The 26347-nt window shown below is 40.1% G+C and carries 20 protein-coding genes; all 20 read right to left on the reverse strand.

Annotation, left to right across the window (positions count from 1 at the left end; all coding sequences use genetic code 11):
- Positions 1-37: 37 nt before the first annotated feature.
- The gene (gene rlmN / locus BUA02_RS00720; protein ID WP_072700176.1) at positions 38-1078 is read right to left on the reverse strand and encodes a dual-specificity RNA methyltransferase RlmN; all 1041 of its coding nucleotides are present in this window, start codon (positions 1076-1078) and stop codon (positions 38-40) included.
- Positions 1075-2463, reverse strand: a complete 1389-nt coding sequence (rsmB, locus tag BUA02_RS00725) for a 16S rRNA (cytosine(967)-C(5))-methyltransferase RsmB (protein WP_072700178.1) — start codon at positions 2461-2463, stop codon at positions 1075-1077. Before rsmB ends, rlmN begins: the two co-directional genes overlap by 4 nt.
- Before the next feature lie 17 nt (positions 2464-2480).
- Positions 2481-3851 carry a sodium-dependent transporter gene (locus BUA02_RS00730; protein ID WP_072700180.1) on the reverse strand — a complete coding sequence of 457 codons (1371 nt, stop codon included), beginning with the start codon at positions 3849-3851 and terminating at the stop codon, positions 2481-2483.
- A gap of 7 nt (positions 3852-3858) precedes the next feature.
- Positions 3859-4566 (reverse strand): zinc metallopeptidase, encoded by a 708-nt coding sequence (locus tag BUA02_RS00735; RefSeq protein WP_071176494.1) that lies wholly within the window; start codon positions 4564-4566, stop codon positions 3859-3861.
- Positions 4567-4598: 32 nt separating this feature from the next.
- Positions 4599-5531, reverse strand: coding sequence for a methionyl-tRNA formyltransferase (fmt, locus tag BUA02_RS00740; protein WP_072700182.1), 933 nt, complete (start codon positions 5529-5531; stop codon positions 4599-4601).
- A 107-nt stretch (positions 5532-5638) separates the two neighbouring features.
- Entirely contained in the window at positions 5639-6514 is an 876-nt protein-coding gene (locus BUA02_RS00745; protein ID WP_072700184.1) for a transporter substrate-binding domain-containing protein, read from the reverse strand.
- Positions 6515-6559: 45 nt separating this feature from the next.
- Positions 6560-7300 carry an amino acid ABC transporter ATP-binding protein gene (locus BUA02_RS00750; RefSeq protein ID WP_072700186.1) on the reverse strand — a complete coding sequence of 247 codons (741 nt, stop codon included), beginning with the start codon at positions 7298-7300 and terminating at the stop codon, positions 6560-6562.
- A 12-nt stretch (positions 7301-7312) separates the two neighbouring features.
- Positions 7313-7987, reverse strand: coding sequence for an amino acid ABC transporter permease (locus BUA02_RS00755; protein WP_072700188.1), 675 nt, complete (start codon positions 7985-7987; stop codon positions 7313-7315).
- A 40-nt stretch (positions 7988-8027) separates the two neighbouring features.
- The gene (gene def / locus BUA02_RS00760) at positions 8028-8534 is read right to left on the reverse strand and encodes a peptide deformylase (protein WP_178297585.1); all 507 of its coding nucleotides are present in this window, start codon (positions 8532-8534) and stop codon (positions 8028-8030) included.
- Between the two features lie 140 nt (positions 8535-8674).
- A complete protein-coding gene (gene priA, locus BUA02_RS00765; protein ID WP_072700192.1) occupies positions 8675-10921 on the reverse strand; it encodes a replication restart helicase PriA in 2247 nt (748 codons plus the stop codon).
- A 19-nt stretch (positions 10922-10940) separates the two neighbouring features.
- Positions 10941-12428, reverse strand: a complete 1488-nt coding sequence (locus tag BUA02_RS00770) for a UDP-N-acetylmuramoyl-L-alanyl-D-glutamate--2,6-diaminopimelate ligase (protein ID WP_072700194.1) — start codon at positions 12426-12428, stop codon at positions 10941-10943.
- A 157-nt stretch (positions 12429-12585) separates the two neighbouring features.
- A complete protein-coding gene (gene recJ / locus BUA02_RS00775) occupies positions 12586-14382 on the reverse strand; it encodes a single-stranded-DNA-specific exonuclease RecJ (protein ID WP_072700196.1) in 1797 nt (598 codons plus the stop codon).
- A gap of 1010 nt (positions 14383-15392) precedes the next feature.
- Positions 15393-17678, reverse strand: a complete 2286-nt coding sequence (locus tag BUA02_RS00780) for a protein translocase subunit SecDF (protein ID WP_072700198.1) — start codon at positions 17676-17678, stop codon at positions 15393-15395.
- Positions 17679-17698: 20 nt separating this feature from the next.
- Entirely contained in the window at positions 17699-19135 is a 1437-nt protein-coding gene (gene scfB / locus BUA02_RS00785) for a thioether cross-link-forming SCIFF peptide maturase (RefSeq protein ID WP_072700200.1), read from the reverse strand.
- A gap of 85 nt (positions 19136-19220) precedes the next feature.
- On the reverse strand, positions 19221-19367 hold the full coding sequence (scfA, locus tag BUA02_RS00790) for a six-cysteine ranthipeptide SCIFF (RefSeq protein WP_013281386.1): 147 nt from the start codon (positions 19365-19367) through the stop codon (positions 19221-19223).
- An 85-nt stretch (positions 19368-19452) separates the two neighbouring features.
- Positions 19453-20733 carry an HlyC/CorC family transporter gene (locus BUA02_RS00795; protein ID WP_072700202.1) on the reverse strand — a complete coding sequence of 427 codons (1281 nt, stop codon included), beginning with the start codon at positions 20731-20733 and terminating at the stop codon, positions 19453-19455.
- Between the two features lie 23 nt (positions 20734-20756).
- Positions 20757-21071, reverse strand: coding sequence for an L-rhamnose mutarotase (gene rhaM, locus BUA02_RS00800; protein ID WP_071176506.1), 315 nt, complete (start codon positions 21069-21071; stop codon positions 20757-20759).
- A gap of 23 nt (positions 21072-21094) precedes the next feature.
- The gene (hisS, locus tag BUA02_RS00805) at positions 21095-22360 is read right to left on the reverse strand and encodes a histidine--tRNA ligase (protein ID WP_071176507.1); all 1266 of its coding nucleotides are present in this window, start codon (positions 22358-22360) and stop codon (positions 21095-21097) included.
- A 73-nt stretch (positions 22361-22433) separates the two neighbouring features.
- Positions 22434-24386 carry an EAL domain-containing protein gene (locus BUA02_RS00810; RefSeq protein ID WP_072700204.1) on the reverse strand — a complete coding sequence of 651 codons (1953 nt, stop codon included), beginning with the start codon at positions 24384-24386 and terminating at the stop codon, positions 22434-22436.
- 2 nt (positions 24387-24388) lie between these two features.
- Positions 24389-26341: an EAL domain-containing protein gene (locus BUA02_RS00815; RefSeq protein WP_083572585.1), complete on the reverse strand. Its 1953-nt coding sequence runs from the start codon at positions 26339-26341 to the stop codon at positions 24389-24391.
- Positions 26342-26347 lie beyond the last annotated feature (6 nt).

Genomic DNA, 26347 nt, shown 5'->3' on the forward strand with positions numbered 1-26347 from the left:
CCCGAGCAAACTCTTTTCATGCAAAAATAAGCAGGTATCACATTTCTTGCTGTAAATGGCGCCTTCTAAGCTGTCCGCAAGCACCATCTATATCCCTGCCCATTTCCCTTCTAATAGTAACATTTATTCGACTTTTTTCAAGTTTATTTTTGAAAGCTAAGGCCCCAGAACGATCTGTGGGTTTAAAGTCTCTTTCCTTGATAGGATTGACGGGAATAAGGTTAACTACGGCATTTATGCCCTCTAATAATTTGGACAGTTCGGCAGCATCCTCATCAGTGTCATTTACTCCGCTTACAAGGGAATATTCAAAGGTCAGCTGCCTTCCGGTCTTGTCAAAATATGCTCTGCATGCATCAAGTACTTCATCAATGCTGTACTTTTCAGCTATAGGCATGAGTTTTTTACGCTTTTCGTTATTGGATGCGTGAAGAGACAATGCCAGGTTGATAGACAGCTCTTCATCAGCCAGTCTGTAAATATTTGGAACGATTCCACAAGTAGAAACTGTAAGATTTCTCTGTCCCATGTTCATTCCGTTTTCATCAGTCAAAAGCTTGATAAACTTAAGGAGATTGTCATAGTTATCAAGAGGCTCTCCACTTCCCATAACTACTACTCGTGAAATCTTTTCACCAGTCTCCCTTGAAATAGCATATATCTGATCCAGCATCTCTGATGGACCAAGGTTTCTGACTACACCATCTATAGTTGATGCACAGAATCTGCATCCCATACGGCATCCAACCTGAGATGAGATGCACACGCTATTTCCGAATTTGTACCTCATAAATACGCTCTCGATAACGTTGCCATCAGAAAGTCCAAAAAGGAATTTCTGTGTGCCATCGATCTTGGATTTCTGAACATCCACAACCTGAAGCGCTGTATAATCGTAATGCTCAATGCACTTTTCTTTTAAGCTCTTGGATATATTGGTCATTTCATCATAACTTCTGGCCTTCTTGACGTGCATCCATTCATAGAGCTGCTTTGCTCTAAACTTTGGCTCGCCAAGTTCTTTGATACTATCCTCAAGCTCTGAAAGTGAAAGAGACTTAATATCTATCTTTGTCACTTCTCTTTTCTCCTTAGAAGCTTTGCTATAAAAAATCCATCTGTTCCAAACTCTCCGGGAAGAAGCTGAATATAGCCTTCCTTAGAGCTCTTTTTATCTATCCTTACTGGAAGAGCATCTGTAATATCCACTCTGTCAAAAGGAAGTTCTTTGCAGATCCTATCGATCATAGCCTCATTTTCTGCCTTGTTGACAGTACAGGTTGAATACATGAGTATTCCGCCTGGCCTTACATAGTCATAGGCTGCCTTTACAATCTCCCACTGAAGATCAGCCAGCTCTTTTAGGCCTTTTTTGGTGGTGTTCAGCTTTATATCGCTCTTTCTGCCTATAATGCCAAGTCCTGAGCAAGGTACATCAAGATATAGGATATCTGCCATATCCTCAAGGTTTCCGTCATGGATCCTGGCATCAAAGGCCTCAACTTCAATATTGGAAAGTCCAAGTCTCTCGGCGTTTTCTCTGATGATGTCACACTTTCTATCAGAAAGGTCTCTGGATATGACTCTTCCTTCTACTCCAACTCTCTCAGCTGCGTGAAGAGTCTTGCCTCCAGGAGCTGCGCAGACATCTATAACAGTCTGGCCTTCCTTTGGATCTGCAACTTCAGTGACAAGCATTGAGCTTACATCCTGAACTGTAAACAGTCCCTCATCAAATCCTGGAAGGAATCTGATATTATCTGTTTTCTCTAGATCTACCGCATATTTAAGGACAGGATTTCTCTTAGCTACAGCTCCTGCCTCATTTAGCTCTTTTACATAAGCATCCACCAATGCATCAAGGTCTGAAGCCTTATTCATCTCCATGAGCTTAGGTACATTGAGCCTTATGGTTGTAGGTCTAGCCTGTAAAAAGAACTCCAAAATGCTCTCAGTCCTGTCGTAGCCATACTCAGATACCCACATTTCGCAGAGCCACTTTGGTGTTGAATAAAACACTGATAAATACTCGCATCCATTATCTATAGCTTTGTCAGGGTATTTGATATTTTCTTTATTTCTGGAAATATTTCTCAGGACTCCATTTACAAAACCTTTGAGTCCGGAGAACTTGTGCTTGTCAGCAAGCTTAACTGCCTCATTACAGGCTGCTGAATCTGGAACCTGGTCCATAAACATGATCTGGTAGGTTCCCATTCTCATAAGGCTTCTGATAAGAGGTTGCATCTTCTGAACCTTAACCTTTGAGAACTGATCCAAACAATAGTCTATCTGGGTCTGTCTCTCAAGGCACCCATCAACTACTCTTTTTATAAACGCCTTATCTCTTGTTTCAAGATAGTCGTACTTTTCCAAAGAATCTTTTAACAAGGACATCTTACCAGCCTTGTCCTTGTCATATTCAATTAGGATATTTAAAACAATCTCACGAATATTAGCCAATTACTTACCCTCATAAATCATTTAAAATACGTTACTATTCCATATATCATCAAGAATGTGATGAGCGCTGGAAGAACATATTTAAAGTACCAGCTAAGTTTGCGGCTTACCTTGATTCCAAGACCGCTGTTTACTTCTTCTAAATATTTATCAAAGCCCCATCCATACTTTGTTGTACAGAACAGGCAGCAAATTAGTGATCCTATAGGCAGGATAACGTTACTAACAATGAAATCCTCAAGGTCCATGATGTTTGTGCCTGGCTTTAATGGTTCAAAGCCTTTGAGTACGTTAAAGCCAAGGGTACAAGGAATAGAACCAAGTGTGATGATGATTCCTGCAATAAGAGCTGCCTTTTTGCGCTCACTGCCAAATATATCGATAGAGAAGCTTACTACGTTCTCAAACACACCAACCATGGTAGAAAGAGCTGCAAAATACATAAACAGGAAGAATAAGCTTCCCCAGACTCTTCCAAGAGGAAGTGCGGTAAATACATTAGGAAGTGTAAGGAATATGAGACTTGGTCCACTGTCAGGAGATACGCCGTAAGCAAAGCAAGCAGGAATTGTAATAAGTCCTGCGACAATAGCTACGAAAGTATCAAGTCCTGCAACAAGTATTGCCTCTCCTGCAAGGCTTCTCTCTTTTTTGATATAGCTTCCAAATATTTCCATGCTGCCCATACCAAGACTAAGGGTAAAAAAGCTCTGGTTTAAGGCTGCATACATAACATTTCCAATACCAACTTTTCTGATATTGTCTACATTTGGCATCAGGTAAAAAGCAACGCCCTCAGATGCACCCTGAAGTGTAAGGGATCTGATTCCTAAAACAATCATGATGCAGATAAGAGCTATCATCATGATCTTGGTGATCTTCTCAACACCGTTCTGAAGCCCCATGGAGCAGATGACCATAGTTATCAGCATTGTGATGACCATGTATGCTATGAGTATCTCAGGACTATCCATCATAGTAGCAAATGCCTCTTCTATACCAGCTGTAGTCTTTCCTTCAAAAGAGCCAGTGAGCATCAGCACAAAATATCTAAGTATCCATCCTGAAACTACTGAATAGAACATAAGAAGCAGGTAATTACCAAACATTGCCATAAATCCTGACAAATGCCACTTTGTCCCCTCTTTTTCCAATTTCTTATAAGCCGGATAAATACTCATCCTGCTGGCTCTACCTATGGAATATTCCATAGTCATAACAGGGACACCTAATATAAGTAAAAATAGCAGGTAAATAACTACAAAAATGCCTCCGCCATACTGACCTACCATATATGGAAATCGCCATACGTTTCCAATGCCGATCGCACAACCTGCTGACAGCAAAATAAAGCCTAATCGGCTACCGAGTTTTTCTCTTTCTTTCATTAACTGATTACCGCCTACGATTATTTAACATAACTAGTCTAAGAAGCTGAACTACAGCTGAAGCTGCACTTGCCACATATGTCATAGCGGCTGCAGTTAAGACTTTTCTGGAGTCAGCAACTTCCTCGTGTCCGAGAATACCGTATTCTTCAAGCATCACGAGAGCTCTGTGAGAAGCATCAAACTCAACCGGAAGTGTAACAAGCTGGAACAATACTGCCAGCGAAAATACAACGATTCCAATGCTTATAAGTGGTGAAAAACCAAGAAGCATTCCAAGGATCAAAAGAGGTATTCCAGCCTTTGATCCGATATTTGCAGCTGGAAGAAGTGCTGTTCTAAAGGACAGTGGTGCATATCCAAAGTGATGCTGCATGACATGTCCGCACTCATGAGCTGCAACGCCAATGGCTGCTACGCTTGTTGAATCATACGTTGCATCAGAAAGGTTAACTACCTTGTTTCTGGGATCATAGTGATCTGTAAGTTCTCCTCTGACATGGCAAACTGACACATCAGTAATACCATTTCTGCGGAGGATCTCCATTGCAGCCTGTGCTCCAGTCATACCGCACATGCTACGAATCCTTGCGTATTTTTTGTAAACAGATGAAACTCTGTAACTGGCTACCATACAAAGAATAGCCATGAGAATAACTAAAAAGTACATAGGATCCATTCCGTATCCAAATGCTCTACCATAACCGTAATACATATGTATCGCCTCTTTTCTTATTGTTCACTTTATTATCCAAGTTTTGTTCCAGCTTCAAGCTTATATCCAAGAAGGAAGTCTTTGACTGCCATTCTCTTTTTGCCTTCAAGCTGAACCTCTGTAATTTCTAATAGACCGTCACCTGTTGCCACGGTAAAAGAATCTTTGGAAACAGATACTATGCTTCCTGGTTCTTTTCCCTTTGATGACTCGGATAATGCCTTGGCTTTCCAGATCTTAAAGCTCTTGCCATCTAAACTTGTAAAGGCTGATGGCCATGGATTAAGACCTCTTACAAGATTTCCGATTGTCTTTGCATCTTTACAAAAATCAATCTTACCCATGTTCTTGGAAAGTTTGCCACACTTAGTAGCCTTTTCTTCATCCTGAGGAACAGGAATAAGCTCGCCTTTTTCTATCAAAGGAAGGGCATCTACAATGAGCTCGCCACCCAGGATCGACAGCTTATCAAAAAGTCCGCCTCCAGTCTCATCCTCATCGATTGGAATCTCTCTCTGGATCAGAATATCGCCAGTATCCATTCCAGCTGCCATCTGCATGATAGTAACGCCTGTAACCTTCTCGCCATCAAGGATTGCCTGCTGGATAGGAGCAGCTCCCCTATATTTTGGAAGGAGGGATGCGTGAATATTAACACATCCAAACTTAGGAATATCAAGGATTTCCTGTGAAAGTATCTGTCCAAATGCAGCTACTACGTAAATGTCTGCTTCGATACTCTTTAAATATGCTACATGCTCAGCCTCTTTTATCCTGACTGGCTGAAATACCGGAATATCATGCTCTAAGGCACATGCCTTAACATCAGATATCTGAAGCTCTCCACTTCTTCCCTTTGGCTTATCTGGCTGAGTTACAACCAGAACTACTTCGTGACCTGCTTCTATGATCTTTTCAAGGGCTGTCCTGGCAAAATCAGGAGTTCCCATAAAAACTATCTTCATTTAAATATTTCCTTTCATATAGGCGTAAATTATTCAATAAAATAAGTCCTAAAAGGACACTCTTAAGTGTACCATTTTAGGACTTATTTGTACAATTTAAGGCGATATCATTCAGCAGTGATATCTGCGCCAAAATATTTAACTGAGATCTCTGAAAGTGTACCATCAGCGCGAAGTTCTGCGATAGCCTGATTGATCGCAGCTCTAAGGCTGTCATTGTCAGAACCCTTTGCAAGAGGAACCGCATACATAGTAACTTCTGAATCTACAGCTGCAACCTTAAGATCAGTTGTTCCTGTAGTATTGAAGTAGTCCTGCGCTGATGTATTGGCGTTGATAGTAGCATCAACAGTTCCGTTTAATACAAGCGTCATGGTCTCGCCAAGCGTATCTACGTTAGATACTACAGCGCCGTACTTGATACCCATTGCTTCATATGTTGATCCAGCAGAGTTAGCTGTTGTCTTGCCATTTAAATCTTCAAAAGAACTGATTGAATCATTTGAAGCAAGAGTTACAACTACTGCATGGTCGTAAGCGTAAGGATCTGTAAAGTCGTAAGTCTCTGATCTGTCAGGTGTAACGTCTACACCGTTAGCCATCATATCAAAAGTTCCGGTAGATACACCAGTAAGTCCGCCATCAAAAGCAACTTCCTTGAACTCAGGCTCTACACCAAGCTTTTTAGCTATTGCTGTTGCAACTTCAACATCAAAGCCAACAAGCTCGTCTGTCTCTGGATCATGATAAGTAAATGGTGACCAGACACCTTCTGTTGCAATAGTGATCTTGCCTGCTGCCTTAATACGTGCAAGGTGATCTTCTGTAGCGCTCTCATTTTCTGCATCTGTAGCGTCAGCCTGTGCTGTTTCTACTGCTGGAGCTTCATCTGCATTCTCTGTTGCTCCGCCCTGTGAACCACAGGCAACAATAGAAGCACTTACAAGAACTGTTGTTAGTAGCATAGATAGTTTTCTTTTCATAATATTCTCCTTGTCTATCTGTAAACTAGTTAGCAGTTTCCAAATTTAGTTTTCTGTGAGCCGCAGGAACTCTTTGGTCCTTGCCTGTTTTGGTGCTGTAAAGAACTCCTTTGCAGGTCCTTCCTCCACGATATTTCCATCTGCCATGAAGATAACATGGGAGGAAACATCCCTGGCAAAGCCCATCTCGTGAGTTACAACTATCATAGTCATACCCTCAGAAGCAAGATTTCTCATTACTTCAAGTACCTCTGCTGTGAGCTGAGGATCAAGAGCTGACGTAGGCTCATCAAAATAAAGTATCTCAGGTTTTGTAGCAAGAGCTCTTGCAATAGCTACTCTCTGCTGCTGTCCACCTGATAACTGGCTTGGATAATAGTCTTTAAACTCTTCCATCCCTACCTTGGTAAGAACGTCCATCGCGATATCAACTGCCTCCTCTGAACGCATCTTCCTTGCAGATGTAAGGCCAAGTGTCACGTTTTGAATGACAGTCTTATTCGCAAACAAGTTGTAATTTTGGAACACGAAGCCAGTTTTTTTTCTGATAGCAGCTATATCCCTTTTGGAAATATCAGAAAGGTCATATTCTCTGCCATCAAATACAAATCTTCCGCCATCAGCTTTTTCCAGAAAATTGATGCATCTAAGAAGAGTGGTCTTGCCTGAGCCAGATGGTCCCAAAACTGATACAACATCGCCTTTATTAACTTCTATACTAACACCCTTAAGGACTTCGTTATCCCCAAAGGTCTTCTTAATGTCTTTTACCTGTAATAGTGCCATAATATGCCCTCTTTACTTGCGCTGGCCATAGTTTCCAAGAATCTTTTCACCCTTCTTCTGAATAAATGTCAGTACAGTACAGAAAATAAGGTAAACAAGCGCTACCTCAATATAAAGAGGCAGATAGTTATATGATTGTCCTGCAAGCTGCTTGGTTCTGGTAAACATCTCAACTACTGTGATACTTGATGCAAGTGATGTGTCTTTTACCATACTGATAAGCGCATTAAAAAGTGATGGAAACGCTGTTCTGAAAGCCTGTGGAAGGATGATATGCCACATGATCTGCATATAGTTCATACCAACGCAGTAGCCAGCCTCCAGCTGACCCGCAGGAACAGCCTCCATGGCGGCCCTCATGGTCTCAGCACTATACGCACCTTCATTTATAGAAAAAACTATAACAGCCATAACAAACGGATTAGAATGGATTCCCAAAAGTGGAAGTCCATAGAAAGCTACCATAAGCTGAACCAAAAGAGGTGTGCCCCTTATGATCCAGATATAGAGCCTGCAGATTTCTTTGATAATAGGTACATCCGCATACTGCACCATTGCCACTAGTACTGCAATCACAGTAGACAAGATGAATGCCAGTGCCGCAAGCGGAAGTGTTACCTTTAAACCATATTCTAGTATTTTAGGAAAAGAGCTCATAAGAAGCTCTAAAGTCTTTTCATTTAACATCTGATATCCTGCTCATATATGGTAGTGAGCAGATCAAAGATCATTCTTTTTCGTGATCCTCTTCTGCTTCTGCCATAAGTTCTTCGTTATCTACAAGGTCGCCTTCAACCTTTTCTACATACATATGTCCATCGAGATGATCAAGCTCATGGCAGATAGCTCTGGCAAGAAGCTCTTCGCCTTCGATGATATATTCTTTGCCTTCAAGATCTACGGCTTTAGCCTTAACGTAATTTGGTCTTGTAACTATACCTGACTTACCTGGAAGGGAAAGACATCCTTCGTAGCCCGTCTGCTCGCCGCTTGTCTCTAAGATCTCCGGGTTGATCATAACGATTGGCTGGTCTCCTTCTGGAGAACAGTCGATAACCACAACTCTCTTAAGGATTCCTACCTGAGGTGCAGCAAGTCCAACACCGTTAGCTTCGTACATAGTCTCAAGCATGTCTGCTACTAATTCCTGTATTCTAGGAGTGATCTCTTTAACGTCCTTACACTTCTTTGCAAGTACATCATCACCATATTCTCTTATTGTTCTAAGCGCCATTTTGGCCTCCTTTATTATAAATAATCTGATTCAATCTATATTATCATATAATAAAGCATTTTTGATATATTGTACTCGCAATTAAGTTTTGTACAATTTTATTATATGATATCTTATTTTTCAAAAAAGTCAACTACTTCTTAAAATCCATTGACTGGATCAAAGTCAAACTGAACTGAAATATACCTGAGTTTCCCTTGGTCTTCAAGGCTTCTGATATATTTTTCCATTAAATCTTTGTAATAAATAAGTCCCTGGTAATCGCTCATCTTAACATAAACAGCCATCCTGTAGATGTCGTTTATCCTGCCTATTGATGCCGCTGCAGGTCCAATAAATACTGATCCTTCAAGTTTTCTTTGTTCCATAAGGGTTCTGAGCTTTGTAGCAAAAGCCATTCCCTCTTCTTCGTCCTTACTCATGATCTGAACTGACATCATGTGCGACACAGGAGGATAGCTCAAAAGATCTCTGTAAGCGATCTCTTCATCATAAAACTCCTTGTAATCCTGCTTGGATGCCGCAATTATGCTGTAGTGGTCAGGCTGATAACTTTGGATTATGACATTGCCTTTTTTGTCTCCTCTGCCTGCTCTTCCTGCTGCCTGAGTAAGTAGCTGGAAGGTTCTCTCACTGGCTCTATAGTCACTAGCGTAAAGAGACATGTCAGCCGCAAGTATTCCAACCAAAGTAACGTCAGGAAAATCGTGACCTTTGACTATCATCTGAGTTCCTACAAGTACATCAGCTTCTTTGTTGGCAAAGGCCGAAAGGATCTTTTCGTAGCTTCCTTTGGCTCTGGTGGTATCAGCATCCATTCTAAGGACCTTGGCCTGTGGCCAGAATTTCTTGACTTCATCTTCTATCTGCTGGGTGCCTGCCCTAAAGGATGAAACATATTTTGAAGAACATTTTGGACAGATCTTTTTCACTGGTTCCTCGTAGCCGCAGTAGTGGCACACAAGCCTTCCGCCTCTGTGCTCAGAAAGAGCCACATCGCAGTGTGGGCACTTAAATACATGTCCACAGGATCTGCAGGATACAAATCCTGCCAGTCCTCTTCTATTGATAAAGAGCATTGTCTGCTCGCCTCTACTTAATCTGTCCTCGATAAGTTCCTGTAGCCTAAGTGAAAAGATGGATCTGTTGCCTTTTCTTAGCTCTTCTCTAAGGTCAGCTATCTCAACTGTTGGTAGCGTTCCGCCTGTGAGTCTTCTGTTTAGCTCAAACAACTTGTACTCCCCTGTCTGAGCTCTGTAATAGGACTCCAGAGAAGGAGTTGCCGATCCCAGCACTACAGCTGCTCCATCCGGAAGAAGCTTCGATAACTCTATAGCTGTTTCCCTTGCGTGGTATTTGGGCATAGTCTCGCTCTTGTAGGCAGACTCATGCTCCTCGTCAATTATTATGATTCCTGTATTTGGAAATGGTGTGAAAAGAGCTGATCTTGGCCCGATAATGATATCTATATCGCCAGTTCTTGCTCTCTCCATCTGGTCAAATTTTTCTCCTGGAGAAAGTGTAGAATTCATTACAGATACTCTGTCTCCAAAGTGTCTGTAGAATCTCATCAAAGTCTGATAGGTAAGGGCTATTTCTGGAATCAGAACAATTGCCTGTTTACCTCTTTTGATAACATCATCAATAAGGGCAATATATACTTCTGTCTTGCCGCTTCCTGTGATTCCGTGGATCAGGTAAGTATTTCTTTGGCCCTGGTCGTAATCTTTTTTGACAGTATCAACGATATGCTGCTGCTCATCACTAAGGACTGCTTTGCCATATCTTGAACTCTCTGCCGCCACTGGCTTTCTATAATATTCTTCGCTTTCAACCTTGATGATTCCCTGGTCAGAAAGAGCTTTGATAGTCTGAGACGCTATATTAAGCTTACCTGTTACAAATTCATAAGGAATCCTGTCTTCAGGGTTTTCTAAAAGTTCCTTTAAAAGCCTTTCTCTGGCCTTTTGCTTTTTTCTAACGCATTCGTTATAAAGATCTCTTGCCTGCCTTAAATCCATTCTAAGAGATATATACTTGTGGACCTGTCTGTTCTGCTTCTTGGCTGCAGGAAGAACTGTCCTAAGGGCAGCTATCATGGTTGAGCCGTAATGTCTTTTCATCCAGGCTGCAAGCTTCATTGATATATCCTGAGCTGAAACCACTTCGTCAGATACATCAATTATCTCTTTTATCTTGGCAGGATCCCAATTAGGCTCATCTGTAAGCTCAATAACAAAGCCCTTTCTGGTAGTATTCCCTCTACCAAAGGGAATAACTACAGGGCTTCCTATGTCGATCTTACCCGCAAGCTTATCGGGTACCTTATATTGAAAAGGCTTGTCCACCTTCTCATGTGAAATATCAATGATTACGTTAGCGTACATATATATAGTTTACAATGATTTACTTTCTCTCGTCGAGAATCTCCTGGATAAGTTCACGTTCATCCATGTGATACTTTACGCCCTTGATCTCCTGATAGTCCTCATGGCCTTTACCTGCAAGCACGATGATATCCCCCTGCTCGCCGTGATCAATGGCGTAAGCTATAGCTTCTTTTCTATCTGTGATCTTGATGTACTTACCATCTGTCTTTTTCATGCCAGTCTCAATATCATTTATGATATCCTCTGGCTCCTCAAAACGAGGATTGTCAGATGTGATGATAGTAACATCAGCATATCTTCCACTTACTTCACCCATCTCAAAACGTCTGAGCTTACTTCTGTTTCCGCCGCAACCAAAGAGACAGATAAGTCTGTTTGGATGATAATCGCGAAGTGTTGTAAGAAGGCTCTTAAGGGCCATTGCATTATGAGCATAATCGATCATAAGTGTGAAATCATCAGACACCTTGACCATCTCAATTCTTCCTTTGACCTTAGCCTCTTTAAGTGCAGGTGCAATCTCTTCTGGTGTGCATCCAAGATTATGTGCAACAGCAATAGCGCAAAGAGCGTTGTATACACTGAATTTTCCTGGTGTCTTGATCTCTGCATGCATGTTAAGGAATCCATCAGTATCGAAGAACACGCCAAGTTCACCGGGCTTGTGGATATATGCAAGGTTTATCGCTCTAAGATCGCAGTCCTCATTAAATCCGTAGGTCTGAACCTTACAGGTGTGTCCTTCTAAGATATCATCAACATGAACATCATCACCGTTTAAGATACCAACCTTACACTGCTTAAATAGAAGGCTCTTGCAATGCATATAGTCTTCAAAATCAGCATGCTCGTTTGGTCCAATGTGATCTGGCTCAATATTTGTGAAGATACCTATATCAAAAGTAAATCCCTGAGTTCTGTGAAGCATGAGTCCCTGAGATGATACTTCCATTACTACGCTATCGCATCCAGCTTCAACCATCTTGGCCATATATTCCTGAAGTGCAAATGACTCAGGTGTTGTATTCTCTGCATGTATGTGCTCATCACCAATGATAACTTCGATAGTTCCAATAAGACCAACCTTGTGTCCCGCATTTTCAAGCATGTTTCTGATAAGGTAAGTTGTTGTTGTCTTACCCTTTGTTCCTGTGATACCTATAGTCTTGAGCTTGCTTGCCGGATTACCGAAATACGCAGCAGAGATAAAAGCCATTGCATATCTGGTATCCTTTACTCTTATTACTGCAATATCAGAGCCTTCTGGAAGCTCCACATCCTGGCTTACAACGATTGCTGCAGCTTTCTTTTCAGCAGCTTCTTTTGCGCAGCTATGTCCATCAAAATTTGCACCCTTGATGCAGATGAAAAGAGATCCTTCAGAAATCTTTCTGTTGTCGTTAACTACGTCCTTTATTTCGACAACTTCTGGATCGATCCTCTCTCCAGAATTCCCTCTAGTAACCTCAAATTCCAGTTTTTCCAGTAAATTACTTAGTTTCATAACAACCTCTCCATTTTTTATTTTTTCGTCACATTTTATTCACAATTTTGCAGTAATATATACGTATAGATGTGAGCAATAGCTCACAATCTCCCCCTCATAAGAAACCGCAGACACACGCTTCGCGTGTGTTTTTGTGGTTTTAGGGGTATTTTTTTTACACAAAATCATTCATTATTATCTGAATGCTATCCCTTCCCTGATAACTATTGATATCTGGATAATATGCTATATTAACCTTCATATTTTCTGCAGTTCCGGCATATAGTTCATCAAGTCCATCCTGACCATATTTCTCAGTAAGGAATCCATGCCATTTATCCATATCACCAAAATACATCATATCAAGGATCTTACCAGTTCCGTCTGACACTTTGTATTTGCCGCAGTTCCTGTTCTTTCCAAGTATCCTTCCGGATAACAGATAAACATCTCTTTGTGCAAAGCTTGGCTTGGAGTTTCCTGTTCCAAAAGGTTCAAGATATTTAAACTCTCTAACAAGATCCATAGTAGCGTATTTAAGAGGCATTACCATATCAAGATGAACTATTTCCTGAAAGTCTTCAGGCTTTAGTTCACATTCATCATTAAGTCTTTTTCTTAATATCTCGATATTTTCCTCAGGAAGCGAAAGTCCGGCAGCCATCTTGTGTCCGCCAAATTTTGTAAAGAGCTCTTTGCACGCAGATAAATGCTCAAACATGTCGTAGCTCTCAATTGATCTTCCTGATCCCTTGGCACCGCCATCTAAAGCCCTGGTTAAGATGATCGTAGGTCTGTAATATTTCTCTTTTACCTTACCAGCAATGATACCTGCTATAGATTCATGAACCTTTGGAAGGTACAAAACGATGACCTTTGGAAGATTTCCTTTCTGGCTCTGTTCCTCAACCATTTCTATGGCTTCGTCAACGCCTTTCTTGGTGAGGTCCTTGCGGTCGTCATTCATAGCCTTAAGATCTCCTGCTATCTTGGCAGCCTCTGCCTCATCCTCGCAGGTAAATAGTGAAAGTGCCCTTGTAGCAAGATCAAGTCTTCCTGTCGCATTAAGGCATGGTCCAATGACAAATCCATAGTGAAAACTAGACATCTCATGAGCATTAAGACCATTTACGTTTATAAGCGCTTTTAAGCCCTTATTTGATGTATAAGGAATTCTTTTTAGGGATTCCTTCACAATGATCCTATTTTCGTCTCTAAGCTCCATTACATCGCATACAGTAGCAATTCCTGCAAAAATGATCTTCTCATCAAAAAAAGCTTTAAATTCATCTTTTTTGTCATCTAAAAGACCTGCCATGACCTGAAGGAATTTGTAAGCTACTACTGCTCCGCAGATCTCTTTAAATGGATAAGTTCCATCCTGTCTCTTTGGATCTATTACTGCGTCTGCAGGAGGAAGGATCTCTTTGTCTCCATCCTTTGGAACCTCATGATGGTCTGTAACAACAATAGTCATGCCATTATCCTTGGCATGCTGAGCCTGATCATAAGCAGCAATTCCATTGTCACATGTAATGATAGTATCAATGCCATCTGCAAGAGCATCATCTACAAGCTTGATACTAAGTCCATAGCCATCCTTGATTCTATCAGGAAGGACACAATCTACTGTTGCTCCCATAAGAGAAAGTCCTGAAACCAAGATATATGACGAACAGATCCCATCGACATCATAGTCTCCTATTACTCTTATCTTGTCACCAGCCTTGATCCTCTCAAGCATGATCCTTGCTCCCTTTTCCATATCCGCCATTCCAGCTGGATCATGGAGCATGGAAACATCTCCGTGAAGATACTCATCAACAGTCTGAGTATTACACTTCTGGTTCTCATTTTCTCTACTATCTATAAGCCTGTTAGCAATAAGCCTTGCTGTAATATTTGTGATCCCAAATTCCTTTGCAATCCCATCAAAATCAGCTTTCTTATTTGCTATCATCCATTTTGCCATAATTACCTAAATCCTTATATAAAAAAAATTGTGTTCTTCTATGTATAATGTGCGAACACTCACTTGATATAATACCATATTTTTCCCGATAGTTCTTGGTACCTGACATATTACAAGAGGAAAGATTCATCCTTCGCTCCGATATTTTTTGCAGTTCATAAGTGTTGAAAACGAACAGATTACGCAATTACTGCAAAAAATAAATCCCTCAGGCTGAATTTTTACTCTTGTCATATTGGCAGTTATTTAGAAAATATAGGAAGTATTGAACGAATCAAACAAGAATAATACCATTCCAACTATTTTGCTAATGTTTAACATGACTCTATTAATTGTCGATGATACTTTTCTATATTTTATCTTCTTTTTGGTATTACTAGGCTATTTTTAGATGATACCATTTTTATATTTTTCTTCTGCTTAGTATTACTTTGCAAATTTTAGATGATACCATTTTCATATTTTTCCTCTACTTAGTACCACTAGACTAAATTCTTGTAATACTATTTTCATATTTTTCTTCTACTTAGTACCACTAGACTTAATTCTTGTAATACCATTTTCATTTTTTCCTTCTACTTGGTACCTCCGAGTGAATATCTTGTAATACCATTTTCATATTTTTCTCCAACTTAGCATTAACGAATCAAATATCAATAATACCAATATATCTTTTATTTAAGATTTGATATCATTTATACTCAGCGCTGTGATACTAACTGCGCAAATATTACTATATTGGTATTATCAATGTCATAGAAAGCTTTTTAGTCTTTCCTAAATAGCAGATAGCATGAACTAGCATTATTTTAATTTGAGCGTTTTATTTTTTGTAGTAGATACATAACATGAAAATAACCCTAGTAGATCTACGTTCTGAACGAATGTGAAATAAATCTACTAGGGTTATTTGAATTTTTAATGTATCCTACAAAAAATACTACTAAGCGAACAATAAAAAATAATGCCGTTCATGCGTCCGGTTTCAGAAACTGTCCGCCATCAGTACTTCAAGCCTTCTTCTTGAACTTTGTCTTAAGGTCGTACCAGATTGGTGATGCGATGAAGATTGATGAATATGTTCCGCAGATAACACCAACCATAAGAGGAAGTGCAAATGCTTTGATATCAGCAACACCAAAGATGAAAAGTGCAAGTACTGTGAAGAATGTTGTAGCAGATGTGAACAAGCTTCGTGTAATTGTCTGTGACACTGATCTGTTAACAAGATCTGCTGTTTCTCTTCTGTTAGTAGCATCATGAAGGTTCTCACGGATACGGTCGAATGTAACGATTGTATCGTTGATTGAGTAACCGATGATTGTAAGTACTACAGCAATGAATGTGCTACCTACTGAAAGGTATCTAATAAGTGCATAAGCTGTGATAACTACAAGTGCATCATGTGCAAGAGCGATGATAGCTGCAGCACCAAACTTGATGTCCTTGAATCTTACCCAGATGTAGATAAGCATAAGTACAAGTGCTACGATAAGAGCTTTGACAGCTGCGCCTCTCATCTCACCTGAAATTGTTGAGCTGATGGTCTCAGCAGCAATGTTTTCAGCTGTTACACCATAGTTATTTTCAAACATTTTTTCTACAGCTTCTCTCTGTGAAATGTTGAGAGTAGTTGTCTTAAATACTACCTGATTTGTTCCTGCAACTTCGTTAAACTGAACTTCGCTTACTTCAGCTGCTTTCTTGATATCAGGAACAATTGTATTTTCAATCTCTTCACGAGTGTAATCTTTGTCAAAAGTAACTGTTGAAGATGTACCACCAATGAAATCAAGGCTGTAATTGAATGCGCCAATACCCTTTGCAGAATTGATTCCCATTGTAGCAATACCAACTACAATTATAAAAACAGAAATCGCATAGAAGATCTTTCTCTTTGAAACAAAATTGATAGTCTCGATCTTCTTAGCCTTTCCATAGAATGCCACATTCTCAAATCCAAGTCCGTAGAGGATAGAAGTAATAACCCTTGTAACTACGAGAGCTGTGAACATTGAAAGGATGATACCAAGGATAAGTGTTTCAGCAAATCCCTTGACAGAACCAGTTCCGCCAATCTTAAGAACAACTGCTACGATAAGAGTTGTGATGTTACCATCAAGGATTGATGAAAGTGCTTTGTTATATCCGTTCTTTCTAGCTTCATCAACAGACTTACCAGCTGCAAGTTCCTCTTTGATTCTGGAGAATACAAGCACATTAGCATCAACCGCCATACCAATTGAAAGGATGATACCTGCAATACCAGGGAGTGTAAGTGTCATCTCAAATGCTGAGAGTAGGAACACTATAAGTCCGCAGTAGAATGCAAGAGCAAGTGTTGCTGAAAAACCAAGTAATCTAAAGAACACGATCATGAAAATTGCGATAAGAACAAATCCTACTGCTGCTGCAATAAGTGAGGTCTTAATAGCATCTGATCCGAGCTGGGCACCAACCACACTAGAACGAAGTTCTGTGAGCTGAAGCTTAAGTCCACCGATTCTTATAAGTGAAGCAAGGTTCTGAGCTTCTTCATATGTGCTCTGACCTGTGATAACAGCCTTACCATCTGTAATCTCTGCCTGAACACGAGGAACACTGATGAAGTGGCCGTCATAGTAGATACCAATTGTCTCACCAGCAGCATATGCCTTAGCTGTTGCATCAGCAAATGCCTTAGCACCTTCTTCTGTAAACTCAAGAGAAACTACTGGCTCCTGAGCACCATAAGAATCCTGCTGTGAAGCAGCCTGTGAACTAGCTACCTGATCACCTGTAAGAACAATTGAACCATCTGCCTGAAGGTCTTCCAAAGATTTATCAAGAACATAACCCATAAGGAGGTTACCGTCCTCGTCTACTTCCATAGTGCCATCAGCATTGACTCCATAGTGATATGAATAGTTCTGATTGCCTTTGCTGTCTGTCTGAGCGATAAAATAAAGGTTACCAGGCTGTCCGAGTTCCTCAAGTATCTTGTTTGCATCTGATACGCCAGGAATCTCGATGTTAATTCTATTTGAACCTTCCTGATATACTAAGGCTTCTGTGCTATACTGCTCTACACGCTGCTGGAGCTTGTAGATTGTATCGCTCATATCCTCTTTATCAGGATTCTCTTCTCCTGATACTTCATAGGTGATACTTACACCACCTGCAAGGTCAAGACCAAGGTTGATACTTGATAAAGATCCTGACTTGTCCGCACCAAGTCCGTAAACTGCTGAATAACCAACTCCCCCAAGCAGTAAAAGGACTACGATGAGAGCTAAAAATGATTTTAGCTTTTTCATTGATATATCCTCCCGTTACATTAAGCTTCTTCGGCCATAGCCGCTTTTATCATAATCGCACATTCGATTCGCTTTCTCTGAAGCTCACATCCGTGCTTATATGTCGTATTGATATCGCCGTTAAAATTATAGGCATTTGCAGCACAACCACCGCTACAATAATATCTGGCAAAGCATTTCTCACACTCAGGTCTTGAGTATACATTACTCTTTTTGAACATCTCCCTGATATCGTTTCTGGTAATACCTTCGTATACATTACCCATAATAAAATCTTCATTACCAACAAACTGATGACAAGGATAAAGGTCTCCCCAAGGTGTAACACCAAGATACTCACATCCTGATCCACATCCAGAAAGCCTCTTGGCTACACAAGGACCACCTTCAAGGTCGATGTTGAAATGGAAGAAGTTAAATCCTCTTCCCTCTTTCTGTCTTTCAAGATATAACTTAGCAAGCTTATCATATTCCTCGCAAAGCTTTGGAATGTCCTCATCCTTAAGAGAGTACCAATCTTCTGGCTTGGCTACTACAGGCTCTACAGAGATCTGCTTGAATCCAAGATCAGCAAGATGCTTGACATCTTCAGAGAAATCAAGGTTATTGTGAGTAAAGGTTCCTCTTACAAAGTATCTGAGCTGATGTCTGCTCTCAGCAACCTTCTGGAACTTGGCAACTATATCATCATAGCTACCCTGTCCGCCACGTCTAGGACGCATGAAATCATGAACTTCCTTACGTCCATCGATGGAAAGAACGATGTTACCCATCTCTTTATTAACATATTCTAGAATCTCATCATTTAAAAGAGTTCCGTTTGTAGTAATTGTGAAACGGAAGTTTTTGTTATGCTCCTTCTCAATTGAACGACCATACTCAACGATCTTCTTGACTACTTCCCAGTTCATAAGTGGCTCGCCGCCAAAGAAGTCAACCTCTAAGTTTCTACGATTTCCCGAATTAGCAACAAGGAAATCAAGAGCTTTCTTACCAACTTCTTCACTCATGAGAGCTCTTCTACCATGGTACTCACCCTCATCAGCAAAACAATATTTACATCTGAGATTACAATCATGTGCGATATTGAGGCAGAGAGCCTTGACTACAGTCTCTCTGTTCTGGAAATCATCAACATAGTTCTCGTATACATCATCTGTATAAAGAACCTGTGCCACACGAAGCTCTAAAAGTTCCTCAACTGCTTCATGGATCTCTTCCTGAGAATATTTATCAGAAACACCATCTAAGGAAAGAGCTTCCTTAGAGAGCCATTCTAAATCTTCTTTTTTAACTTCCTGTTCGTCATCAGCGGCTGCAGCACTGCCATACTTGCCACTGAGCTTGTCCTCAACAAAACTAACTAGATCAAAAACAACATCATCAACTACGTGAACTGACCCGCTGTTAACATCTAGAACAATGTTGTAACCGTTGTTCTTATAAGCGTGAATCATAAAATCTCCTAAACAAGTTTTACACAAAGCAGGCAGCGACCTCGGCCGCTGCCCGAAATAATTACATTTTCCTAAATATCAAGAATTACTTGCTAAGCTGCTCGCAGCTCTGGTTACCTACTGTGCAAGATGTCTTGCAAGCAGACTGGCATGATGTCTGGCACTCACCGCATCCGCCCTTCTTCATTGACTCTTTAAGATTTCTTGTAACTAATGACTTTACGTGCTTCATAATTGCCTCCTACTTGAAAATGATAACTAATTTTCCACTTTCGAGTTTTTTACATCGTCCTAGTATAACATATTTTGTAAAAAGATTAAAGTGTTTCTTTTTCTTCGGTTTCCATAGGCGTGTTGACTGTCATGAGGACTTTAGTGATCCTGTTCCTCTTAACGCCTCTTGCAGTAAGCGTAATACCGTTATCCAGCGTCACTGTCTCACCGTTTCCAGGGAGTCTGTCAAGGTTTTCGATCATAAGTCCGCCTATGGAGTCATAGTCCTCAGAATCAAGATCTGTTCCAAGGGCATTGTTGATATCGTCAAGCTTCATATTGCCCTCAACAAGATATCTCTTTCCACCTACGTTCTTGATGAGCTCAGCTTCATCAAGATCATACTCATCTCTGATCTCGCCAACGATCTCTTCCAAGAGATCTTCCAAGGTGATCATTCCCACAGTAGCGCCATACTCAGATAAAACAAATGCTACGTTCTGGGTCTTTTCTCTCATTTCCATGAGAAGATCAGCTGTCTTTTTAAACTCATAGGTATAATAAGCTTTTCTGATGTAGTCCTTTATCTTGAAGTTTTCTTTATCTTCAACAAGAATAAGGTCTTTTACATTGATAAGGCCTATTATATTGTCCTGTTCATTGCCTTCATACACCGGAATTCTGGTGTACATGTCTTCTTTGAAGACTTTCATGACCTCGTTGTAATCGGCATCTGAGCTAACACAGCTCATATCTATCCTTGGGATCATGATATCTTTGGCAAGAGCATCACTAAAATCAAAGACATTGTAGATGATCTGCTTTTCACCACTTTCGATGACGCCGTCTTCATGGCTTACATCCACGTAGGTCTTGAGTTCTGTCTCAGTCATGGACTGCTTGTTATTAGTATCTACTCTTATGATCTTAAGGATGATAGTAGCAATTCCGTTTATTATAAAGCTAAACGGCATCATGATATACATGATAGCTACGATTAGTGGCGCATACCACAAAGACAAATTCTCAGCATAAGCTGTTGCTATAGTCTTTGGTATGATCTCACCAAAAATAAGAACAACAAGTGTCAGTATTCCTGTACCTACACCAATGAGTTTACTTCCAAAAACATCTGTCACATATACTGTCATAAGTGCAGAAGCACTAAGATTGACAATATTATTGCCAATAAGTATCGCAGAAAGAAGTTTCTGTGTGTCCTCGCATATATTAAGTACTGTACCAGCGCCTTTTTTGCCATCGTCAAGCATAGCTCTCATCTTGACCTTATTGACTGTCATAAAGGCTGTCTCAGCAGATGAAAAGAATGCTGATAAAAATACAAGTACGATCAATATAGCGAGCCGTATCGCGTGTGTGTCCACAATTTCCTCCTATAAGAAAACTCTTAATCCAAGTGAAATACTGGATGAAGATCTACAGCCACAGGGCTGTTATCTGGATTGGTATCCATAATATCTGCCATAAAATCCCACCATTTGCGATTGATAGGAGTATCAGCACTCTTTGCCCAAAGCTCTTCATCTTCTATCTCGATATATCCATACAACACATTAGTCTCTTCGTCTAAATAGATACTGTAATTGTGTCCCCCGTGTTCATGGATCATTTCCTGCATCTCAGGCCAAAGCTCGTTGTGACGCTTCTCATACTCTTTTGCCATTCCTGGATACAATTTCATCTTAAAACCTTTTCTTATCATGTCTATTCCCTCTCTAGTTTATATTAGTTCAAAGGATTAAGATAAAACTCCTTTGTCTCCTCATATCCCTGTTCAGAAAGCTGCTGCTTCTGGAACTTTTTATTTTTATTCATACGTACTACAAGTACCTGCTTGCCTTCCGCTCTTTCTTTCTGAGCTTCTGCAATGATGTCTGACAATCTCTGTCCCTTAACACCCTTCTCGATAAGATATGCCACCTTGTCGCTCTCTCCAGGAATCTTGAAGCCCTCATCCATCATGATCATGATGATACGCTCAAATCCAATTGAGAATCCGCAGGCTGGTGTGTCCTGTCCAAGGAACTTACCGACCATCTTGTCGTAACGTCCACCACCGCCGCAGCTTCCGCCGTACTGTGGCATAGCAACTTCAAAGATAGTTCCTGTATAATATGACATTCCACGTACAAGTGTAGGATCAAATACCATTTCGAACTGAGCTGACTTAGTAGTCTCTACGCTGCTGATGATCTCCTGAAGTCCTTCATTAACTTCTGAAGAAAGGAAATCTCCGAGCTTCTCAGCAATAACCTTAAGTCCATCAACACCACTCTTACCTTCTACTGCTCTGAAAAGATCAAGATACTTGTCGATGCTCTCCTTGGCATATCCGCTCTTTTCAAGTTCCTCCGCAACGCCATCGATACCGATCTTGTCCATCTTATCAAGTGTGATGAATACGTTGTCATAATCATCTTCAGCAAATCCGCTGTATGCAGCCATTGCCTTAAGGATCTGACGATCGTTGATACGGATCTTGAAGTCCTTGAAGCCAAGTCTTCCAAGAGTTGTTGTTGTAGCAAGAATAAGCTCTATCTCAGCAAGGTTGGAAGCTTCGCCTAAAATATCAATATCGCACTGCATGAACTGACGATATCTTCCCTTCTGAGGTCTGTCTGCTCTCCATACATTTCCCATCTGAAGTGCCTTGAATGGTGATGGGAGTTCATTGGCATGGTTAGCATAAAAACGAACAAGAGGAACTGTAAGGTCATAGCGAAGACCTGAATCAGTAAGATCATTTTCCTCTTTAGCAGTCTCTAAATTAAGCTTCTCTCCTCTTTTCATAACCTTGAAGATAAGCTTTTCATTTTCGCCGCCCTGCTTACTATTAAGGTTGGCAAGTGACTCAACACAAGGAGTCTCAATAGAAGTAAATCCAAATTCCGCATAAGTCTTCTTGATAATACCTATGCAGTAATCTCTAAGTTTCATCTCTGAAGGCAAAATATCCTTCATACCGGTAACAGGTTTCTTAATAAGTGCCATAAAATCCCTTTCTATATGCAAAAATAAACATGAAATATTGTACACTTAATACAAGGCCTTTGCAACGTTTTCCCTACTTGTTATGTTCAGCGATAAACTCAACAAACTTATCTGCGGGAAGAGGTCTTGAATAATAGAATCCCTGGATGTAATCACATCCTAATTTCATGATCTGTTTTGCCTGTTCTTCTGTCTCAGCACCTTCAGCCACTATTTCTTTTCCAAGGGACTTTATGATCTTGATCATATTGAGCATGACCATATATGAAGTCTCAGAATCAAAGGCAGATTGAATGATACTCTTATCAAGCTTGAACACATTAACAGGAAGATTTGATATCCTGGCGATATTGGAATATCCTGTTCCAAAATCGTCCATAGAGAACTTAACTCCTGCCTTCAGGAGCTTATCAATATTTTCATCAACTACTGTAGTTATATCTTTTTCCCATGTCTCTGTGAGCTCAAAGTTTATCTTGTCAGTGCCAACTCCATGCTTTTGCAAAATACCAAGAATGTTGTCTGCCATGTTAGTCTGAATGCAGTCCACAATTGAAAGATTAACTTCAATGAAGTCTATTCCCATGTCACAAATGCCAGTTGATGTGATCATCTTGCAGACAGAGTTGATAACAAAATTGTCTATAGCAAGAACCGCTCCATTGCGCTCAGCAACAGGCATAAAAACAGCAGGTGAGATAAAACCAAGCTGCGGATCTTTAAGTCTTACCAGTGCCTCACAGGTTGTATATTTACCTTTTTCAGGGCAATAGATCGGCTGATAATAAACATCAAGGAGCTTATCTTCAAGTGCATGCTTTACGATGTTATCTATCTTTTTGTCATGCTCAACATACTTAAGATTAAGATCTGTAACTCTGATCATATCTCTGCTAAGTCTAGCAAGAGCCTTTCTGATGACGCCTCTTATCTCGTTGTACCTCTCAAGCGAATCGATCTCATTAGGAAAGCTTATTGCACAGGTGCTCACAAAGAGCTTGATCTGGTCATCCTTAAATGCCCAAGTATCTTTAAATCTTTTCTTGACCTGATCAGATATCTTGCCTATAACAGGATCATCCGCGCTCACATCTGGAATAATAAGGGCATAGCTGCCGTCTTCAATATAAAAAACATTTGAGCCATCAATAAATGACTTAAAGTATCTTGTAAGCTGCGTTAAAAGGCCTGATGAAACCTCCAGCTGCTCACTTCCTATTATCACAGCCAGCTTATCAACGTAGACCAACAGGACGGTAAAGGATTTTTTCTGCAAAAGATTCGTAGAAATTGAGAAATCAAGTGCCTTTCTGGTGCCTGTTCCAGAAAATCTGTCCATAAACTCACTTGGATTCTGGAAAGTGTATACACAAAGAAGCATAGCGATAGAAACATTAAATTCAAATATCGAGCTTGATTTAGTCAGGATCCTTACAGGAATGCCAGCAAACATCAGCATATAATATATAAGGATTGCCAAAAGCTTCTCAGTGCTAAGAGTCTTGGCGTATTTAACAAGCAAATATGCTCCAAATATGAAATAGAGCCATATTCCAAGATTGATCGTTCCTGCCTGAGGATAGTGATACTGAAGTTCTCCTCTGCTATCAAAAGAATAGAAAAAATCCGAGAAAAATCCACTAGCGATGACCATTAAGGGATATGCTGCCGGAAGAACTAATATCAGTTTCCTTTTTAAATTAGGTGGTTCAATATGAAAAATAGCCAGTACATAGGCCATACTGTAATATGCCATGATATAAATACAGATTCTCTCTATAATCTGAGCTGCGCAATTTGTGTCATAGGAAACAAGAGCACTTCCTTCACCAAAGGACCATAAATTATGCAATAGTCCCATAACATTCATTACTATTCCATTAAAAATGAGCACACCAAAAATAGCACTTTGTTTTCCGTAGTAATAATCCTCAGCCAAATAGATGATCAGGATTACCACCAGCAAAATAAGTGATGCAACTGAAAAGCACGCAGTATAATGTTGAGGATTGATTATGAATTCCATATTTAGCCCTCGTCAAAATATGCATCAATAAAGTTTACGTAAGAACTATCCTTGATAGGTGCGCACAGATAGTCTCCGATAAGATAATCACATCCAAGACTCTCTGCCATTTCCATGTCATACTTGGTCATAATATCAGTCGCGCATACAAAGATACTGATGTCATGAAAAAGGTTTACTATGCCCTGTGCCACTTTTTTCATATCCTCTGATTCAGCAGCAGCCCTAAGAACTGAAGAGTCGATATTTACCTGCATTACAGGGAGTGACAATATCTTTTCAAGGTCTCCATAACCACTTCCGAATTTATCAACGATTATGTAACATCCAATATCCTTGAGCATCTTGATATTTCTTTCTGCTATAGTATTCATGGTAGTAAGGGTTGTCTCTGTAAGCTTAATACTGACCCAGCTTCCATCAGCCTTTTCTTCTCTAAGGATCCTCTTTACCCTCTTTACGAAGTCCGTTTTGGAGATCTCACCCTGAGACATCGCTACAACTGCTCTATACTTACCATTTTTATCTCCGGCATTCCAGAAAGCCAGAGCTCTGCAGGCACGTCTAAATACATATTCATCCGCATCCATAAGGGTCTGTGTCACAGTTCTCTCAGGAATACGGCCTCTCATATCAATCTCATTTCCAACTTCATCCCGCAAATATCCCACTACATCTGCGTTGTAATTGATCTTATAGATCTTGGACAAAAATGGCTGGAACTTGATGACGATCTTCTTTGCTTCCAGATTGTCTCTTGCGAGATTGTCGTAATCTCTTTCTTTTTTGAGCTGAATAAAATTGATGCTATCAATATCAAATACAGGACTGTGAATCTCGGCAATATCCTCTGTCACAAGATCTACCTTGGTGATGAGTTCTGCTGGGCTAAAATAGTGCCTTGGATAGCTCATAAGGAAGCAATGTCCAGAAACTCTGATAGCCATTCCATCATGTTTCCAGGGTTCATGAAGTCTGTAAGATATCTTGTACATCAAAGCCTTAACCTTTGCTTCATCATCAGAATGAACAGTTATAGCAAAGACATACTCTGAATATCTGTAGGTATAGGTAGTTAGTCCAAATTCCTTGAAGCCAACATTCTTGAGGTATTTAGCAATTCTTTTCAAAACGCCAAGCCCCTTCATGTAGCCAATCTCTGAACTAATTGCTCTGACATTATCTATTGTCACAAAAATGGTGTTATGCTTGCTATTACGCTTAGTCTTGAGATCAAGCCCTTCCATGAAGGCTTTGCGATTTAAGATATTTAAAGTCTCATCAACCATCTCACTTGGATTCTGAAGAGTGATAAAGATAAACGTAATACTGATAGTGTTAAAAAAGTTCTCTATAAGAAATGTAGGGTATAAATACTGCAAAATGATACCTGCATACACAAGAAGAATATATGAAGTAATGATAACCGCAGTCTTGAGCCTCATAAGGTGCTTATATTTAAAGATAAGAACTATACCATAAAAGATATAGTAACTGGCAATAACGTAAAAGATATAAAGAAATCTTCCTCTGTGATAAGCACCATCAGATGAATAATAGAATAATATCGGAGAAAAGAAATTAATAATAATGGCAAAAAAGCCAATAGCATATCCTAATCTAAGCAGTAAAAAACCTTTGAGCGATCTAACAGGATAATAGATGTCAAGAACTGACATAATATAAAAAAGATAAGCAAAAGCAGACCCTAAATGTGCAAGGAAAAACAAAGATCCCATGATCATTTCCAAAGTATTGTACCAGGAAGCATCAATAGGATTGATCTGAAGATAAGTCTCTACACGTTCAAACGCAGTGGAAAGAAATACTGTCATAAACAGCAATGTAAAAACTCTCTGTCTATAGGCAGGAACTCGTCGCCTTGACAAAGAGGTCAATGCTATAGTTATTAAGATGCACAACGCACAAATATCAAAATAAATATTATAATGCATCAATAC

This window comes from Butyrivibrio hungatei DSM 14810 (genome assembly GCF_900143205.1).
Lineage (GTDB): Bacteria > Bacillota > Clostridia > Lachnospirales > Lachnospiraceae > Butyrivibrio > Butyrivibrio hungatei.